Genomic DNA, 17,635 nt, shown 5'->3' with positions numbered 1-17,635 from the left:
GACCACGAAAGTGCGGTCTGGTCGGCCGACCGGCCGGTACGTTGGGGAGTGCGTCGACCGTTGGGGGTTGTGAGCGAGATGGCTGAGAACATGGACGCTACAGGTTCGGGCGAGCAGCAGGAGAAGCGCGGGATGAGCCGCCGGACGGTGCTCGCCGGCGCCGCCTGGTCGGTCCCAGTGGTCGCTGTGGCGACCGCGGTGCCTGCATATGCGGGCTTCTCTCCTGAACCGCCGCCGGTCGAGGTGACGGCCGTCGAGGGTGCCTGCAAGTTCTCGAACTCCAAGGTCTATCACTTCGAGTTGGTATTCACGAACACCACCGGGGTGTACATCACCATCAGTGACGTGGTCCTCACTCCTAATGCGAGCAGCGGAGCGGACGTGGTGTTCCCTCCGATCCCGGGGCGCACCTTCGCTCCGGGCGAGTCTTACGTCCTGGTTGTCAACTCACAGCCGAGCGACACAGCCGCCTCGTTCGACCTTGAGCTCGACTACACCTGGACGGCTGGAGACGAGAACGGCGTGACCGACCCGCCGACGGACTCGGGCTCGATCACCGATCTCCTGATCGGTGTCAACATCGCCGACTGCAACTCTCAGAAGCCGCCGTCGCCGTACCAGAACGTCGACACGCCGAACTTCGCGCAGTGGCTACCGAATACCTGATAGGTGGGAAGCGGAAGTTTGGAGTTCGGCGCTCGTACGCCGGCCAGTGACCGCGGTCGTTCGGCTGCCCCCGTGAGCTCTGCCCGTGCACTGACCGACAGCGAAGCCGAGTCCCCGGACTACGAGCTGGAGATCGCTGTGCTCGGCTCCCGTGTGCGGATCCGTTGCGACCAGGCAGACACGAGGAATCTCCTCGCGGCCGAGTGGGCACGCTGCAGCGCTCGGGAGGAAGACGTCGACGTGCTCGCCGTTGTCGAGGCTCCTGGCGCTCCCGACGTCCCAACCTTCGGCTACCGGCTCGCGACGAACATCACCACGCTCGCAGCACGCGCGGCGAGCGGCAGTCTGTGGGTGGTCCACGGCTGCGGCGTTGCCACCGACGACGGGGACGTCATCGCCCTCGTCGGCCCTTCAGGGAGCGGCAAGACCACCGCGGCGATCGCGTTGACGACCTCCGAGTTCGGATATGTCACTGACGAGGCCGTGGGGATCACTCCGCTCGGCAAGGTCATCGCGTATCCCAAGCCGCTCTCCCTGGTATCGGAGATGCACCCCAGCATCAAGACCCAGCACGGCCCGGACGCGCTCGGCCTGAGGAGATGCCCGGCCGACCTGAGGCTCCGAGCAGTCGTGCTCCTGGAACGTGACAACGATGTGACAACCCCGTGGGTGGAGTCGGTCCCGCTGATCGACGGGCTACTCGAGCTTGCCCAGTTGTCGGTCGACGTGACGTCCTTCTCCCGGCCGTTCATCCAGCTGAGTACGCTTCTGGACGCCTGCGGCGGCGCCAAGAGGTTGCACTACAGCGAGGTCTCCGCCGCGGCCGGGATCCTCCGGCAGCTGGTGACAGAGGAACCACGCGCGTCGGTGTGGCGACCCGCCGGTGAGCCCTACGATGGCGAGGACATGAGGTGGGGTCTGCTCGATGGCCGGGTCCGGCGGACGCCGTGGACGGATGCCGTCATCGTCGAGGGCGAGGCTCTCGTCCTTCTCGGGCGAACCCCGGTGCGACTGAGCGGTATCGGGTTGACGATCTGGCAGGCCGCCGTCGATCAACCGACGCTCGACAACCTGGTGGAGGTCGTGGTCGACGTTCACGGACCACACCCCGAGGCCCGTGCACAGGTGCACGAGGCGGTCGAGCATATGGTGCAGGCCGGCGTGGTCGTGCGCGGAGCTCCGCAACGCCTCGGCTCACTGCTCTCGCGCTCTGCAGCCACATCGACGGCCGTCCCATGACGGCGGTCTTCGGACCGACCCCGCCCGTTCGCGCCGGCTTCTAGCATGAGGTCGTGACTTCGCCCGAGGTGTCGGTGGACCTGCGGGTCCGCGTCGCATTCGGCCATGCCGTGGTGCAGCACCTCGCTGACCGCCTCGAGATCGACGTCCTTCACATCAAGGGGTGGGCGTGGTCACCTCTGATCAGGCCGTTCGTTCGGGCTGGCAATGATGCTGACGTCATCGTGAGGCCGGCCTCCGCTCGTGGACTGATCGAGGAGATGCGGGCAATCGGTTGGACGGCGCACGGCACGTTTACCTCCGGCTCGCCCTTCGCGCACGCGACGACCCTGACCCACGAGACGTGGGGATCGGTCGACGTCCACCAGCTCTTCCCCGGCATCGGCATCGATCCCACCGAGGCGTTCGACGTTCTCTGGGCCGGGTGCCAGTCTGTGGAGATCGCGGGCGTCGCCTGCCCGGTCCCCAGCGTGCCGGCACAGGTGTTGCTACTGGTCCTGAACTCCGCGCGGGGTGGGAGAGGACAGAACACGGAGACACTTGGGACGTTGGCGTCCCTGCCCTCGGAGGTGATGAGGGACTGCGAGGAGCTGGTTCGCCGGCTTCACGCCGACGTCGCATTCGCGGCCGGGACGGGCAACCTCGAGCAGTTCCGGGGTGCTCGCGATTACAGCCTGTGGCGGATCGCCTCCCAAGGGGGCACAAGGCTGCAGGAATGGACTGCCCGGGTACGGGCCGCTCCCAGCCTCCGTGGCGCAGCTGCGCTCATCCTGCGTGCGCCACTCGTCAATGTCCCGCACCTCGCACACGTCTTGGGGCGCGCCCCGACGAGGTGGGACATCGTCAAGGAGTTCTTCGCGCGCCCCCTCCGCGGTCTGAGGGAGCAGGTCGGCGTCGTCGGAGCCCGCGTGCGTCGAGGTCGTCCACGATGAGCCGGTGGGTGTACCGGCTGCCCCGAGACGTGGCCGCAGTGGTGGAGGCCGACGAGGTCCACCCCGCCGATGTGTACCTTGCGAAGCTCCCGACGGGTCCGCTGTACGCGCTCACGGGTGTGTCGGGGCTGATCTGGACGGAGGTCGCTGGGCAACCCGAGGCCGGACTGGTGGAGCGCGTAGCCGTCCGGGCGGAGCAGAAGCCGGCCGCGATCGAGGCTCAGGTCAAGGCGTTCGTCTCTGAGCTGGTTTCGCTCGGACTGCTCGAGAGACGCGAAACGGACACCGGCCGGTAGGCATCGCACCCAATATCGGGGTCCCGGGCCGGTAGCGGCGCCGTTACGCTCCGACGCATGGGTCGATCCCGATGGCGGCTGGCTGCCTATGCCGGCCTGATCGCCCTGCTTGCGCTGAATGCCGTGCTCATCGGTCGGCTCTTCGGGTTGTTCGGGTCCGACGCGGAACCCGCCCCAGCCGAAGATCTCGGCGGTACCACCACAACGCCTTCGAGCTCCGTCCCGACCGAGGACCCTGTCCCTGTTCCGTCCAGGGATGTCAAGGGACAGTGGGAACTGCCCAGGGGCGGTCGTGAGACCTGCCCGGTGACGGTCACGGGATCTGCCCGGTGATGGCCATGGGATCTGCCCAGGGGCTGGCCATCACCGGCCCGGGTGGTCAGGCCAAGGGCGTCACTCCTCGACCGGAGAGGGCCTGGGACAGGCGGACGGACTCGCCGCTGGTCTGGCAGACGTGGGCGTGGTGGAGGAGCCGGTCGACGGTCGCGGTGGCGATGGTCTTGGGCATGAGCTCGTCGAACCCGGCGGGGTGGAGGTTGGAGCTGATCGCGACGGCTCGTTTCTCGTAGGCGGCGTCGACGAGGCGGTAGAGGCCCTCGGCGGCGTCGGTGGCGACCGGGAGGAGGCCGATGTCGTCGACGACCACGAGGTCGGCGCGCAGCACCTTCGCGATGGCCTTGGTGACGGTGTCGTCGGCGCGGTGCCTGCGCAGGAGGGCGCCGAGGTCTTCGAGGGTGAACCACGAGACCCGCAGGCCTTGCTCGACGGCTTGGTGCCCCAGGGCCTCGAGCAGGAACGTCTTCCCGGTCCCCGACGGCCCGCAGACGACGAGGTTCTCCTTGCGGTGGACCCACTCCAGGGTCCGTAGCGCGTGCTGGGTCGGGACCGGGATCGAGGACGCGGCCTCGTCCCAGGCGTCGAACGTCTTGCCGGTGGGGAACCCGGCCGCGGTCCGGCGGGTGGCCAGGGAGGCCCGGTCCCGGCCGGCGGCCTCCTCGGCGAACAGGGCCCGTAGAACCTCGACGGGTTCCCAGCGTTGGGCCTTGGCGGTGGCGATGACCTCGGGTGCCTGGTGGCGGATGTGGGGCAGGCGCAGCCGGCGGAGCAGGGCCTCGAGGTCGCCGGGTAGCGGCGGCGCGGACGGCACTCCCAGGGCCGGCACGCTCGTGCGTGTGGTCGTGGTGGTCATCAGGCCACCTCCTCGACGCCGGGGCTGGCGGGCGGTTGCTGGCCCAGGGCGGCCCAGCCGGCGGTGCCCTGGGTCAAGGAGCGGTCCTCCCCGGCGCGGTGGACCTCACCGTCGCTCGTGCCCGCGTGGTTCAGGATCGAGGGCAGGTCGGCCTCGGCGAAGCGGGCGTGGACGGCGGCGTGGCCCAGGGCCCAGTCGACCTCACCGGGATCGAAGAGCTTGGCCAGGGCGACGGCCTCGGCCATCTTGACCCGCATCTTCGTCGTGCCGGCCGCGGCGGCCTCGCTCAGCCAGAGCCGGGCCCCGTCACCCAGGGCGAGGAACTCGATCTCCGCGGCGCTCTTCGGACGCGGCCGGCGCTCCAGGGCACCGGCCGGGGCGGGCGGGAAGTGCGCGTCGTCGATGCTCGGGGAGCCCGGTGTGGCGCGGGCGTGGCGGGCGACCTCGACCGGGCCGGACTCGCCGGCGTGGACGATGACGACCTGCTCCCCAGGCCCGGCGCCGTAGGTGCGGACCCACACCCTCTCCCCGAGGAGGTGATGCGGCACGGAGTACTGCCCGGCCTCGAAGGTCACCATCGGGGAGTTCGCCGGCACCTGCCGTGTCAGCCCGAACGCGACCGTGTGCGGGGCCGCCGGCAGGGCATGCAGGCGGGCGCGTTCCTCGGCCAGCATCTCCGCCGGGACCCGCCGGGTGACCCGGTGGACCCGGTGATTGACCAGATCGGTGAACGCCTGACAGGCCGCCTCGAGCTCGGCGAACGAGGCGTAACCGGGCAGCAGGTTCGTCTCCTTCGGGACCAGGTCGGCCTTGGCGACCTTGACCGTGGCCTCCGTCCCGCCCTTGCTTGCCGGGTCGGCCGGCTCGCACGTGAGCACGCTGACCCCGTAGTGCCGGGCGAAGGCCACCATCTGCGGGTTCCGCACCGCCATCCCGGCGATGTGCTCGACGGTGACGGTCTTCTCGTTGTCGGTCAGCACATACGTCGGCACCCCACCCAGAACCCGGAAGACCTGGTCCAGGGCGGCGAACACGCTCGGCATCGTCTTGTCCCTGATCGCCAGCACGACCCGGAACCTCGACCACGCCAGCCACGCGCAGAACAACACCGTCCGCGCGCCGTCGATGACCGGGCCGTCACCGAAGTCGTACTGCAACCACAGCCCCGGCTCGGTGACCCAGGGCCGATGCACCCGGGCCCTGCCCTGCCGGTAAGCCTTCTTCACCGCCGCGACCGCCCGGCGGGTTGTCCGCTCCGACCCGGTGAATCCCAGGGCAACCAGCTTGTCATGGGCGATGTCGGCGCGGATCTTGCCGTTGCTCTTGTCCACCCACTCCTCGACCTTGGGCAAGAACTCATCGATCAGCTGCGGACGGGCCGCCGGCCTCTCGCTCAACCGTCCCGCGTCACGAGCGGCGACGTATCGGGCGACGGTGTGATGGGAGACCCCGGCGAGCTCGCCGGCGTCCCTGTACGAACCAGTCAGATCAAACGCTTCGAGAATTTCCATGATCTCCTCGGCAGACTTCACGTTGTCCCTCCTCGGGGCGATGGGCGCTTCAGCACCGCCATCGCACCCGAGGAGGGGCCCCGAACCGCGTCAGCGCGGCAGGGCAGGAATGTCGTGTCGGGCAGATCCCATGACCGTCAGCGGGCAACTCTCACGACCGCCACCGGGCAGCTATCTGGCCGCCTCCGGGCAGTCTCCCGTGGCCGCCAACAAGGGATCCCTCCCCCCGTGCGTCTCGGATCCTAGCGGCGGCCAGCGACGTCGAGGCGTGGCGGACCGAGGGCGGCAGGTGTGGCACTCCACCGCTGGTCGAGCGCACCCTCGACGCTGGCCGGACCTGGACGTCTGTGGGCCTCGACCTTGGTCCGGTAACGCGGATCCGGATAACGGGCGACGGTCCTGTGGCGGTGATCGGTGGTGACGCCGACTGTGCGCCGCGGTACGTGACATCGGCGGATGGTGAGGTGTGGGAGGACCGGTCCGATCTTCTCGCCGGCTCGTGGTACCTCATGCCGATCAATCCGAGCCGGATGATGACGCCACTCGGGGAGGCGGACACCCCCTGTGCCGGTGGTGCAGCGACCCTGGACGGCTTGGACGTCCCGCGCGCGCTCATACGGTGCACGGACGGAAGCGTTCAGCGCACTGACGACGCGGGCGCCTCGTGGGCGCCCGTGACCACCGACGGCCCGGCCGTCGCCGTGAGCACAGACGTGAAGGGGTATGTCATCGCTACGCGCTCCGCGGCCTGCGAGGGTATCGCGGTCGCCTCGATGGCCCCCGAAGCCGAGGCCGTCGGCGCGGCGAGCGGTTGTGCGACGGCGGTTGAAGCAGACGGGGTCGCGGTGGCGCGCGCGGGTACCGCAGTGTGGCTGTGGGTGGGGACCGAGCTCCTTGTATCTCTCGACGGCGGCCTCACCTGGTAAGGCACTTAGGAGCGCCCGCGACCTCGACGGCGTGAGGCCGCCATTTCCTCCACCGCTTGCATGGCGTCGGCGGACTGGAGATTCTGCGTCTCGCCGCCGCGGTGGAGGGCGGGAGTGGTGTCGCGTCCGGTGCGGTCGCCGCCCGAAGCCGAGGGGTGGAGGGGGGGAGTGGTGGTTGACTCGCCTTCCTCGTCCGTGGCGACGGTGCGCCCCTCGGTCGGTCTGGATCCATACCTGTGGTACCCGTAGTACCCGTCGCGCGAGCCGCCCTGAACCATGTTGAGGGAAAAACCTGAGACCGGTGCACCCACCGTCTCGAGCGCTTCCAGTGCGCTCGACACATGACGCTTGCGGGTCCGGTTGGCCCCCACCACGAGCAGGGCGCCACCGGTCAGGCGCGTAAGGAGCACCGCGTCGATCACCGGCACGACGGGCGGCGAATCCACGATGACGAAGTCCGCCTTGGCGCTCAGCTCGCGGAAGAGCGTCGCCATGGCCTCCGAACCCAGCAGCTCGCTCGGGTTGGGTGGTATCTGCCCGGCGGGCAGGACCTGGAGCGAGGTGTCCTTCCAGCGCTGGACGACGTCATCGGCGGTCGCGCGTCCCAGGAGGATCGTTGTCAGGCCCACGGACCCCTCGAGCCCCATCGTCGACGCTACGGAGGGGTTGCGAAGATCCGCGTCGACGAGAAGAACCCGTGAGCCGGCGTCGGCCATCGCGAGGGCCAGGTTGACGGCAGTGGTGGTCTTGCCTTCGCCGGGCACCGCCGAGGTGACGACGAAGGAGTGCTTCCGCGTGGTGACGTCGACGAAGAGGAGGTTCGTTCGCAACCGACGAAGGGCCTCGGCGTGCGGACCGTGCGGGTCCGTCTCCATGACCAACGGATCCTGGCGGGACGCCCGGCTGAACGGCACGACGCCAAGGATGGGGCGGTCAGACAGCGCCTTGATGTCGGACTCGGACCGCACCTTCGTGTCCAGACCCTGCCGGGCGAGCGCGAGCCCGACCCCGAGCATGAGGCCAGTTAGCGCGCCGAGGAGCAGGTTTCTCTCGATATCGGGCGAGCTGGGTGAACCTGGGATGCGCGCGGGGCTCAGAGCAGTGGCTGTGACGCTCTGCCCGGCGTTGGCCAAGAGAGGCGAGAAGTCACCGGCAACCTCGGCCAGTGTGGGCCCGGCGGCATTGGCGATCTCAGCCGCGGTGGCGGCGTCGCCGGCTGTTGCGGTGATGTCGAGCATTGGAGAGCCGCCGGGGATGCTCGCGGCGAGTCCGAAACCTTCGGTCAGTCCCAGGTCGGTTCGCAGCGGGTCGCGCACCACAGGCGAACTGACGACCTCGACGTACGTGGTGAGGTCGGAGCTGGTAATGACGTACGTGCCCCCGGCGGCGCCGTCCTCGGTCTCGGGAGATTCCGCGGAGAAGAAGACGCGTGCCGTCGCGGTGTAGGTCGGTGGGATGGAGAGCGTGGCGGCTGCGGCCGCCGCCAGCACGATCAGGGTGCTCGCCGCGATCGTCAGCCAGCGCCGACCGAGGATTGCCAGGAACTCGCGAAACTGCACGATCGGACTCCCACGCTCGGGGGGCAGTGGTTCGCATCATCGCATAACGCTCAGAGGCCAGGACCCGAATCCGCCGGGCCGGTTCCGGACGGCGGGCTCGCTCCGGCGGGCCGATTCCCCGACGGCGGCCGCCGGGGGAGCTGTAGCGTGACGTGAGGCGAAGGGAGCCCTCCACGTGCGGGTGCTGCGCATCTCCCACAGCGCCGTCACCGACGCGTGGCGCGAGCGCGAGCGGCTGCTGCGCGCCCGCGGGGTGGACGTCGAGCTCCTGAGCGCCTCGCGCTGGGACGTCGGCGGCGCCCTGGTGACGCTGAGGCCCCGTCCGGGCGAGGCGGTCGAGGGTGTTGCCACCGTGGGCAGCCACCCCGCGCTGTTCATCTACGACCCGCGCCCGCTGTGGCGGGCGCTCGGCCGCGGGTGGGACGTCCTGGACATCCACGAGGAGCCGTTCGCGCTCGCGACGGCCGAGATCCTGCTCCTGCGTTCCCTGCGGCGGGTGCGGGCGCCGTACGTCCTGTACTCGGCGCAGAACATCGACAAGCGCTACCCGCCGCCGTTCCGCTGGTTCGAGCGCTGGGCACTGCGGCACGCCTCCGGGGTGAGCGTGTGCAACGCCGAGGCCGGCCGGATCGTCGTCCGCAAGGGCTTCCCCGGGGTGGCCGACGTCATCCCGCTGGGCGTCGACACGGACCAGTTCGCACCGTCGGCACCCGACCCGGTCACCGCCTCCGTGGTGGGGGGATCGACGAAGGGGCCGGCTCTGGACGGTGGGCCGGGGGTGCGGGTCGGCTACGTCGGTCGGCTCGCGCCGCACAAGGGTGTCGACGTCCTCCTCGACGCGGTGGTCGGCGATCCGCGGCTCGCCCTCCGGGTTGCCGGGGAAGGCCCGGACCTGGAGTCGCTGCGTGAGCGGGCGGCTGCCGCGGGCCACCGTGTCGAGCTCGTCGGCTCGCTCGCGGCCGACGATCTGCCCGACTTCTACCGGAGCCTCGACGTCCTGGCCGTGCCATCCCTCGACACACGCGGCTGGCGCGAGCAGTTCGGCCGTGTCGCCGTCGAGGCGATGGCCTGCGGGACCCCGGTGGTGGCGAGCGACTCCGGAGCGCTGCCCGACGTCGTCGGCGAGGCGGGCCTGCTCGTCCCGCCGGGAGACGCGGTGGCGCTGCGTGAGGCCCTGCTCAGGGCGGGCCTGGACACGGACCTGGCGAGGCGCATGCGCGCGGCAGGACTTCGCCGTGCCGCCGGGTGCGACTGGGCGGCGGTCGCCGAGCGGTATCTCACGATGTACCGGCGGGTGACCCGCCAGCCGCCGGCCGTGGCACCGGGGGTCGAGGTCGTGGTTGTCGCTTTCGGGACGCCCAACCTGCTGCGCCGCGCGCTGGTGCCGATCGCCGGCCTGCCGGTGACGGTGGTCGACAACTCCTCCTCGTCGCAGGTGCGAGCGGTGTGCACAGATCTGGGCGTGCGCTACCTCGACCCCGGCCGCAACGGCGGGTTCGCCGCGGGCGTCAATGTCGGCCTCGCCGATCGCCTGCAGCCCGGCGCCGACGTCCTCCTGCTCAACCCTGACGCCGAGGTCGCGCCCGACGACGTGATCCGCCTCCAGCGCGCGCTCCGCGCGGCCCCCGACCTCGCCTCGGTCGCGCCCGCGCAGGCGGACGACGCAGGCCGTCGAGCGCGGGTGGGCTGGCCGTTCCCCACCCCGGGCGGGACGTGGCTCGAGGCGCTCGGCCTCGGCCGTCTCCGGCGCGGGACGGACTTCGTCATCGGCTCGGTCCTGCTGCTCCGCGCCGAGGCCCTGGCGCAGGTGGGGCTGTTCGACGAGCGCTTCTTCCTCTACGCCGAGGAGACCGACTGGGCGCGCCGCGCCACACGACTCGGCTGGCGCCACACGGCCGTCGAGGACGTCGTCGCCCGGCACGCCGGAGCGGCGACGAGCCAGGACGAGGCAGCACGGGAACGGCACTTCCACGCGTCGCAGGAGCGGTACCTCCGCAAGCACCACGGCGACGTCGGCTGGGCGGTGGCCCGTGCCGGCCAGGTCCTCGGGGCGAGCGTGCGGGGGCTCGTGCTTGGCGGTGACCGGCGCGCCGCCGCGCGCCGTCGCGCACGGCTATACCGCCGTGGGCCGGTCCGGGTGGAGGTGTCCCCATGACCGCCGTCGAGATCTCACCGCGGGTGCGGGAGGTGGCGCTGTGGGTGACGGCGGTCCCGGCCGTCGTGGCGCTCCTCCTGGCCGCCGGGTGGTTCCTGCCCGAGCGGCCGTTCGTCGCCGTGGCGCTGGGAGCCGTCGTACTCGCGATCGGCCTGTCGCTGGTGGAGCCGGCCGCCCTGCCCCTTCTGGCGATGCCGGGGATGCTCGTCGTGGCCCGGGCCGACCTCGGCGGGGTCGACCTGTCCTTCTCCGACCTCATCCTGGCGGTGGCGTTCTGGCCGGCGGTGCTGCTCGCCCCGCGGCCGTACAGCCCGCCCATGCGGACGCTCCTGTGGTTCTCCGCCGCCTACCAGGCGAGCACGCTCTTCACGGTGATCGCCAACCCGGCGCTGGCCAACACCGTGGAGTGGTTCCACGCCTGGCTGCTCGTGGCCGGCGCCCTGGTGGTGGGCTGGGCCGTGGGCCGGCGGGGGTTCGCACGGGCGGGTCTGACGCTGCTCCTCCTCACGGGGGGGCTGCTGGCCCTGGTGACGATCGGCCAGGGCGTCCTCCAGTTCGCAGGAGGGAACTTCTCGCCCGTCTACCCCTCCTGGCCGTACGGGATGCACAAGAACTTCGTGGGCACGGCCCTCGGGTTCGTCGCGGTCATCGCCTATGCCCGTCCGGTGTGGCTGGGGTGGTCGAAGCGGTGGGCCATGGCCCTGTTCTGGGCGTCCGTTGCCGGAGTGATACTTGCCCAGTCGCGCCAGGCCCTCGTGGGGATCGGTCTCGGCCTGCTCGTCATCGCCCTCCGCCGCGACCCGCACCGCCGCCGCTCCAAGCTCATCGTCTTCGCCCTGGTGCCCGCCGTGCTCTTCGTCGCCTCGCTCATCCAGGAGGACATCGAGAGCGGTCGGCACAACTCCCTCGCTCAGCGAGCCACGTTCCTCGCGGACGCCTGGCACGTGTGGCTCGAGAACCCGTGGGCGGGCGTGGGGCTGCGGTGGTGGATCGGGGCCGAGACCGCCCAGCCACCCAACGCCGAGCTGGAGGTCCTCACCTCCGCCGGCGTCGTCGGACTGGCGGGGTTCCTGCTCCTCATGCTCGGCGGGCTCATCGTCCTCTGGCGGCTCGACCCCACCTACGGGACCCTCGCCTTCTCGATCCTCCTCGTCCGCCTCACCCAGGCCCAGTTCGATCTCTTCTGGTCAGCTGTCCAGGTGTCGGTTCCTTTCGTGGTGGCGGGGATATGTCTCGGCGCACAGCAGTGGGCTGTGGAGCGCGAGCGCCTGGAGTCCGCGCTCGTCCGGGCGGCGACATGACGGTGATTGCACAGATCGCACCGGCGATAAGGCCGGGCAGTGGTGTCGAGGCAGTGGCCTTCCATCTCGAGCAGGAGTTCGAGAGAGCCGGCGTGCGGACCGAGCGCTTCACGATGAAAGATGCGCGCGGTGACTGGATCCCCGAGACTGGGCGCGGCTGGGTGCGGCAGGGCGCCCACGCCCTCCGCGTGACCTGGTTCTCCACGGTCGGCACCGTTCTCGTTCGCCGCCGGTACGCGAGGCGCTCCGACGTCGTCACGATCTGCCACAACGACGTCGTCGCAGGGGATGTGTACGTCAATCACGGAATCCTCCAGGTGGCCATGCGGGCCAGAGGAAACTACGTGCGTCGGATGGTGCGCAACCCGCTCCACCTGTTCACAGCCGCGCGTGACCACATCCGCTACCGGGGAACCGTTCACCAGACCGTCGTCAACCTCACCGAACGGGAGGACGTCGATCTGCGGCGCACATACCCCGGGATTCGGCCGCGCACCCTCGTGATCGGCAACGGAGTCGACGTCGATCGATACCGCCCGCCCAGCGATGCGGAGCGCACCTCGGCGCGGCAGTCGCTGTCGCTCGCCCACGAGGATCTCGCGCTTCTCTTCGTCGGTCACGAGCACGAGCGCAAAGGACTGCCCGTTGTGCTCGACGCCCTCGCGGAGCTCCCCGAAAATGTCCGGCTCATTGTCGTGGGCGGGTCGGTGACCGCCGTGGACGCCCTCCGACGCAGCTCACATGCGCGCGGGCTCGGCGCGCGCGTCCAGGCGGTGGGGTCGTGCGAAGACCCCCGTGCGTACTTCCATGCCGCTGATGCACTGGTCTTCCCCAGTTCCTACGAGTCGTACGGGCTCGTGGTGCTCGAAGCATTGGCCTCGGGGCTGCCCGTGGTGGCCACCTCGACAGGTTGCGTCCCCGACGTCATCCTTCAGGGGGTGAACGGGTACGTCGTGGACGGCTCGGCGCAACAGATCAGAGGCCGCATCCTCGACCTTCTGCGGGAGGGCCCGTCGTCCATGGCACACGCGGCTCGCAGAACCGCGGAAGCCCACTCCTGGGCGGCCGTAGCGCGCGAGTACCTCGCAGTGGTGGACCACGTGGTCCAGTCCAGAGCGGCGCAACCGGGATGAGGGTCCTGCACGCCGTGCGGTCGGACGGGTTCGCGGGGGTCGAGCGTCACATCGCCTCCTTGGCCGTCGAGCAGGAGCGAGCAGGGCATCGGGTGGCCGTCGTCGGTGGGGACCCGACGGCGATGGCCGGCCTCCTCGACACCGTGCCGCACCGTCCGGCGCGGACGGTGACCCAGACGGCGGCTGCGATTGGGCGGTGGCGGGGCTACGACGTCCTGCACGTCCATATGACGGCGGCCGAGCTCGCGGCGGTCCTGGCCGATCCGTTCGGCAGGAGTCCGGTGGTCGCCACCCGCCATTTCGCCGGACGGCGGGGCTCAGAGGCCCTGGCCCGCACAGCCGCTCGGGTGATCGAGCACCGACTGGCGGCGCAGATCGCCATCAGCTCCTACGTCGCGCGCTCCGTCGAGGGCACGAGCACGGTCGTCCCGACCGGGGTGCCGGTCCGACCTCCCGGCCGTCCCGCCGCCGAGCGTGACCGCACCGTCCTCGTGGTGCAGCGACTTCAGCCGGAGAAGCAGACGGCGGTCGCGGTCGAGGCCTTCGCCCGAAGCGGGCTGGCGGAGCAGGGCTGGTCGATGGACGTGGTGGGCCCCGGTGCCGAGCGGGCGCGGCTCGAGCGGCAGGCCGCTGCGCAGGCATCACCAGGCTCGGTGCGCTTCCTGGGCCGGCGCCACGACGTGCAGGACCGGATGGCGGCGGCGGCTGTACTCCTGGCGCCGTGCCCCCTCGAAGGGCTGGGGATGAGTGTGCTCGAGGCGATGGCCGCGGGCCTGCCGGTGGTCGCGGCCGCGGCCGGCGGACACCTCGAGACGGTCGGCTCCACCCAGGGTGCGGCGCTCTTCCCACCGGGAGACGTCGACGTCGCGGCCCGGCTCCTCCGGGAACTCGCAGCTGACCAGGGCCGCCGTGACACGTACGGGAGTGCCCTGCGCCTCACCCAACAACAACGGTTCACCGTGGCGGAGCAGCAGCGGGCCACCGAGGCCGTCTACCGGAGCGTGCTGTGACAGAGCTGGTGGTCCTCTCCCTGGAGGTCTGGGACGCGGTCTGGCGCCGCAACCAGCACCTCGTCGCGGGCCTGCTCCGGCGCGACCCGTCGCTCCGCGTGCTCTTCGTGGAGCCCGCGGCCGACCCGCTGCATGCCCTCGCGTCCGGTCGTTCCCCCGGGCGCGGCCGCGGCCTCCGCCGGGAGCCCACGACCGAACGGCTCTGGCTCCTCGAGCCCACGAAGTGGCTGCCACGACGGACGGACCCGGGCGCCGACCGCCGTCTCGCCGACGTCGTGCGCAGAGCCGCGCGGCGGCTGGGGATGGGGCACCCCGTCCTGTGGGTCAACGACCCCGCGGGCGCCGCCGTCCTCGCACTCACCGGATGGCCTGCGCTCTACGACGTCACCGACGACTGGGTGGCCGCCCGACGCACCCCCGCCGAGCACGACCGGCTCCTGCGGGACGAGGGCGTGCTGCTCGACCGGTGCGCCGAGGTCGTGGTCTGCTCGCCGCACCTGGCCCGGACCAAGGGCGCTGTCCGGCCCGTCACGCTCGTCCCCAACGCTGTCGACACGGCCGGGTACACCGGTCCCGTCGCGCGGCCCGCCGATCTGCCGCCCGCGCCGGTCGCCGTCTACGTCGGCACGGTCCACCGGGACCGCATCGACGTCGAGCTCTGCGCCGAGGTCGCCCGTGCCCTCGGCCCCGGCGGGCTCGCCCTGGTGGGCCCAGCGCCGCTGCCACCGGCGGACCTCGACCTGCTCACGCACGCCGGGGCGGTGCTCCTCGGCCCGCGCGACCGCCGCGACGTCCCCGCCTACCTGCGGCACGCCGACGTCCTCGTCGTCCCGCACGTCGTCGACGACTTCACCGACAGCCTCGACCCCATCAAGCTCTACGAGTACGCCGCCGCCCGCCGGCCCGTGGTGAGCACCCCCGTGGCCGGGTTCCGGGACTCCACCGACCCGCTGGTCACCGTGACGGACCGGGACGGTTTCGCCCGCGCGGTCCTGGCCACGACCGAGGCCGTCCGGGTGGTAGACCCTTGGGGCCACTCGCCGTGTGACGGCGTGGCGCTGGGTGTGCCGACGTGGCGGGAGCGGACCGAGCAGATGGCCGAGGTCGTGGCACGTGTCGCGGGAGGCAGCTGACGTGCGCGTCGTGTTCACGGACCACACGACCGTGCCCGGTGGTGCCCAGCTCGCCCTTTCGCGGTTGCTGGCGGCCAGCGCCGGTTGGGACGCGAGCCTCGTGGTACCCCGCGGGCCACTGGGGGCGTACGCCGCGCTATCGCGGGGCGGCCCAGTGGGGGTGGTCCGCGCTGGGCCGACACTGCGGCCTGGGGCGGGTAGCGCTGAGCTTCACTCTCAGGTTCGCCATGCCCTGGACGTCATGCGGCAGGTCGGCGCCCTCGTGCTACGCCAAGAGGTGCGTCGCGCGGATGTGCTCTACGCCAACTCGGCGCGCTCGGCGGTGTACACCACCGTCGTCGGCGCGTTGCTGCGCAAGCCCGTGGTCGTCCACCTCCGTGACGCCGTCTCGCGGCAGGCGCTCGGGACGACGGGGTATAAGGCGATGACCCGTCTGGTGCTCCCCCGGGCGGCGGCCGTCGTCGCGAACTCGAGGTACACGCTAGAACTGGCGGAGCGCTGTGCGCCCCTGTCGGGGCTCACCTCCGTTATTCACAGCCCGGTGGGTGATGTCTCCTCCGGTGAGCCCCCGGCTCCGCGGCTGAAGGTCGAACGGATCGGTATGGTCGCCCGGATCTCGCCGTGGAAGGGGCAAGACCTCCTCATCAAGGCGTTCGCGCTCGCGTACCCGGGTGAAGATGTCACGTTGCACCTGGCGGGCGCCCCCCTCTTCGGTGAGTCCGACCATTTGGCCCGACTGCGCCAGCTCGCCACTGAGCTCGGGGTCGCGGAGCGGGTGGTGTTCCACGGACACGTCCGGGACGTCGGCGCGTTCATCGACAGCCTCGACATCGCTGTTCAGTGCTCGACGCAGCCTGAGCCCCTGGGGCAGAACGTCCTCCAGTACCTGACTCGAGGGCGCCCCGTCGTGGCGATGGCCGAGGGCGGCCCGCTCGAGCTCGTTGGTGACGGCGTCACGGGGGTACTGATTCCGCCACGCGATGTCGAGGCGCTGGTAATCGCCCTTCAGGGCCTGAGCGGCCCCGAGGTTCGACGCTCCCTGAGCAACGCCGCTCGCGGGAGCGCACTGGCAGTCCAGGGTGAGGCGTTGCATCGGACGCACGACCTCCTGAGTGCCGTGTTGGACCGTGAGTTCGCTTTCCGCCGCTACTCATCCTGGTGCAGAAACTCGGGATTCGACGCGTTCCCGTGCGTGCGCCTCGCAGAATGGGCGGCGGCTTCGGTATATCGACGTGCGAGACCGCGGTGACCGACAGGCCTCGAGGCCCTGTCTTGATCGTCGCGCGACTTCCTCGAACGCACCTCAATGCGCTGGTGCGTCATCGCAGATCTGCAGTCGTTCCAAGGGGTGCACGGCACGCACCCGCCGACGCGAGAACGTGCCTTGTGGCGGTGATCTCGAGTGAACTCGTGTGTAACCGCTATTGGGGCTCGCCACTGTTGGCGCGCCTGTAATGCGTGGCGTGGGGTCTTAGCGAAACAATCGGCCAGGGCAGGCCATCTTTCCTCGTCAGCGAGGATCGTCGCTGGACTCGCGCTCCTTCTCGCTACCCCCTGGTGGCACGTTTGCGTACATGGCCGTCAAGCATGCTCGGGTTCATGCGATCGCGACGAATCCTCTACCCATGCCAAGAGAGGCTCTGATGTGCGAGCCCAGTGCATTTCGTGGAGTGCCCAAGCGCGGATTGTCAGTGCTTCCCGTGCTGGCATCTCCGGTTGATTGAGAACGTCTCCAATGTGACTAACCCACTCTTCCGCACTGTCCGAGATGAAGGTGGGAACAGGAGTAGCAAATGCGGCAGCATCGAGCGTGGCCAGGGTCGGCACGCCCGAAGTGAGAGCCTCGAGGTACTTGACCGGAGCGCCGACACCGCCCTGCACCGGGACTGCCACAAGGTGCGCGTCGGAGAGAAATTCGGAAACACTCGGGACGCGACCGACCGCCCGGACGCCTGGCGGTAGGGTAATTGATTCGGCGCCCGCTCCTGCGATCTCGCACGACAATCCGTCGGGCAGCTCTCGCCAGACGCGCTCGGCGAACCACGCCAGACCGTCGCGATTCGGTTGCCAGTACCAATTGCCGAATAACTTGAGTTTCGGGCGTGCCGACCTGCTCGGTGGCCTACTCCACTCTGAGGGCTCCACTCCGTGCGGAAGGATTATCGCTGCATCTGAGATCGGACGAAGGCGCTCCGCTTCTTTCGGGGAGCAAACGCTAATAGTTGCCCTCGCTGCAATATCGCTCTCTATCGAGTGCCAGTGCCTCGCCACATCAAATTCACCTCGCTGTCGATGCCAGGCGCTCAGGACATTGTGCATGTCCACGAGGGTGGGGGCGCCGAGGCGCTTCGCAGTATCCCCCCAACGGACCCAAGACTCGGAATGAGCCACAACTATTCGATCCCATTCCCCTGCGACACTGTTGCGTGTCTGAACCCCCGCGAACAAATTCCTCAGCGGACCAATCCTGGTCTGGACGCGGTGCACTGTTGCTATTCTTCTCACGTTGTCGTCTGACTGTGACCCCATAACGGATGCGACCGTGATTTCATGTCCGGCGTCACGCAACGCCTTGATTTGGAAGA

General features: G+C 70.1%; 14 protein-coding genes. 11 read left to right on the top strand and 3 right to left on the bottom strand.

Annotated elements, in window-relative coordinates; all coding sequences use genetic code 11:
* Positions 1-69 precede the first annotated feature (69 nt).
* The 4 genes from AAEM63_RS16660 to AAEM63_RS16645 all read left to right on the top strand — a co-directional run bounded on the left by AAEM63_RS16660 (position 70) and on the right by AAEM63_RS16645 (position 3,133).
* A complete protein-coding gene (locus AAEM63_RS16660; protein ID WP_341359342.1) occupies positions 70-666 on the top strand; it encodes a hypothetical protein in 597 nt (198 codons plus the stop codon).
* Between the two features lie 72 nt (positions 667-738).
* Entirely contained in the window at positions 739-1,905 is a 1,167-nt protein-coding gene (locus AAEM63_RS16655) for a hypothetical protein (RefSeq protein ID WP_341359341.1), read from the top strand.
* 53 nt (positions 1,906-1,958) lie between these two features.
* Positions 1,959-2,837 carry a hypothetical protein gene (locus AAEM63_RS16650; protein WP_341359340.1) on the top strand — a complete coding sequence of 293 codons (879 nt, stop codon included), beginning with the start codon at positions 1,959-1,961 and terminating at the stop codon, positions 2,835-2,837.
* An 8-nt stretch (positions 2,838-2,845) separates the two neighbouring features.
* On the top strand, positions 2,846-3,133 hold the full coding sequence (locus tag AAEM63_RS16645; RefSeq protein ID WP_341359339.1) for a PqqD family peptide modification chaperone: 288 nt from the start codon (positions 2,846-2,848) through the stop codon (positions 3,131-3,133).
* A 379-nt stretch (positions 3,134-3,512) separates the two neighbouring features.
* Here the strand turns inward: AAEM63_RS16645 and istB are convergent, their stop codons facing one another.
* Positions 3,513-4,322: an IS21-like element helper ATPase IstB gene (gene istB / locus AAEM63_RS16640; protein WP_341358079.1), complete on the bottom strand. Its 810-nt coding sequence runs from the start codon at positions 4,320-4,322 to the stop codon at positions 3,513-3,515.
* Entirely contained in the window at positions 4,322-5,854 is a 1,533-nt protein-coding gene (gene istA, locus AAEM63_RS16635; RefSeq protein WP_341358078.1) for an IS21 family transposase, read from the bottom strand. The genes istB and istA overlap by 1 nt, the downstream gene beginning before the upstream one ends.
* A 326-nt stretch (positions 5,855-6,180) precedes the next feature.
* Between istA and AAEM63_RS16630 the strand changes: the two genes are divergently transcribed.
* Complete coding sequence (locus AAEM63_RS16630; protein WP_341359338.1) at positions 6,181-6,759, top strand: hypothetical protein; 579 nt, start codon at positions 6,181-6,183, stop codon at positions 6,757-6,759.
* 5 nt (positions 6,760-6,764) lie between these two features.
* On the opposite strand, the gene AAEM63_RS16625 is transcribed toward AAEM63_RS16630, so the two are convergent.
* Positions 6,765-8,318, bottom strand: coding sequence for a polysaccharide biosynthesis tyrosine autokinase (locus tag AAEM63_RS16625; protein WP_341359337.1), 1,554 nt, complete (start codon positions 8,316-8,318; stop codon positions 6,765-6,767).
* A 175-nt stretch (positions 8,319-8,493) separates the two neighbouring features.
* Here AAEM63_RS16625 and AAEM63_RS16620 point away from each other — a divergent pair, with 175 nt between their 5' ends.
* From AAEM63_RS16620 to AAEM63_RS16595, 6 genes are read left to right on the top strand one after another with little or no spacing between them, the layout of a single operon-like run.
* Positions 8,494-10,473, top strand: a complete 1,980-nt coding sequence (locus tag AAEM63_RS16620; RefSeq protein ID WP_341359336.1) for a glycosyltransferase — start codon at positions 8,494-8,496, stop codon at positions 10,471-10,473.
* Complete coding sequence (locus AAEM63_RS16615) at positions 10,470-11,774, top strand: O-antigen ligase family protein (protein WP_341359335.1); 1,305 nt, start codon at positions 10,470-10,472, stop codon at positions 11,772-11,774. The genes AAEM63_RS16620 and AAEM63_RS16615 overlap by 4 nt, the downstream gene beginning before the upstream one ends.
* On the top strand, positions 11,771-12,907 hold the full coding sequence (locus AAEM63_RS16610; RefSeq protein WP_341359334.1) for a glycosyltransferase family 4 protein: 1,137 nt from the start codon (positions 11,771-11,773) through the stop codon (positions 12,905-12,907). The genes AAEM63_RS16615 and AAEM63_RS16610 overlap by 4 nt, the downstream gene beginning before the upstream one ends.
* Entirely contained in the window at positions 12,904-13,917 is a 1,014-nt protein-coding gene (locus AAEM63_RS16605; RefSeq protein WP_341359333.1) for a glycosyltransferase family 4 protein, read from the top strand. Before AAEM63_RS16610 ends, AAEM63_RS16605 begins: the two co-directional genes overlap by 4 nt.
* A complete protein-coding gene (locus tag AAEM63_RS16600; RefSeq protein WP_341359332.1) occupies positions 13,914-15,050 on the top strand; it encodes a glycosyltransferase in 1,137 nt (378 codons plus the stop codon). The genes AAEM63_RS16605 and AAEM63_RS16600 overlap by 4 nt, the downstream gene beginning before the upstream one ends.
* Positions 14,962-16,299: a glycosyltransferase gene (locus AAEM63_RS16595; RefSeq protein WP_341359331.1), complete on the top strand. Its 1,338-nt coding sequence runs from the start codon at positions 14,962-14,964 to the stop codon at positions 16,297-16,299. The genes AAEM63_RS16600 and AAEM63_RS16595 overlap by 89 nt, the downstream gene beginning before the upstream one ends.
* The last annotated feature ends 1,336 nt before the right edge of the window (positions 16,300-17,635 follow it).

It is taken from the genome of Georgenia sp. M64, from assembly GCF_038049925.1.
Classification (GTDB): Bacteria; Actinomycetota; Actinomycetes; order Actinomycetales; family Actinomycetaceae; genus Georgenia.
The sequence above is the reverse complement of the archived record's forward strand: the minus strand, read 5'-3'. Positions and strand labels throughout refer to the sequence as shown.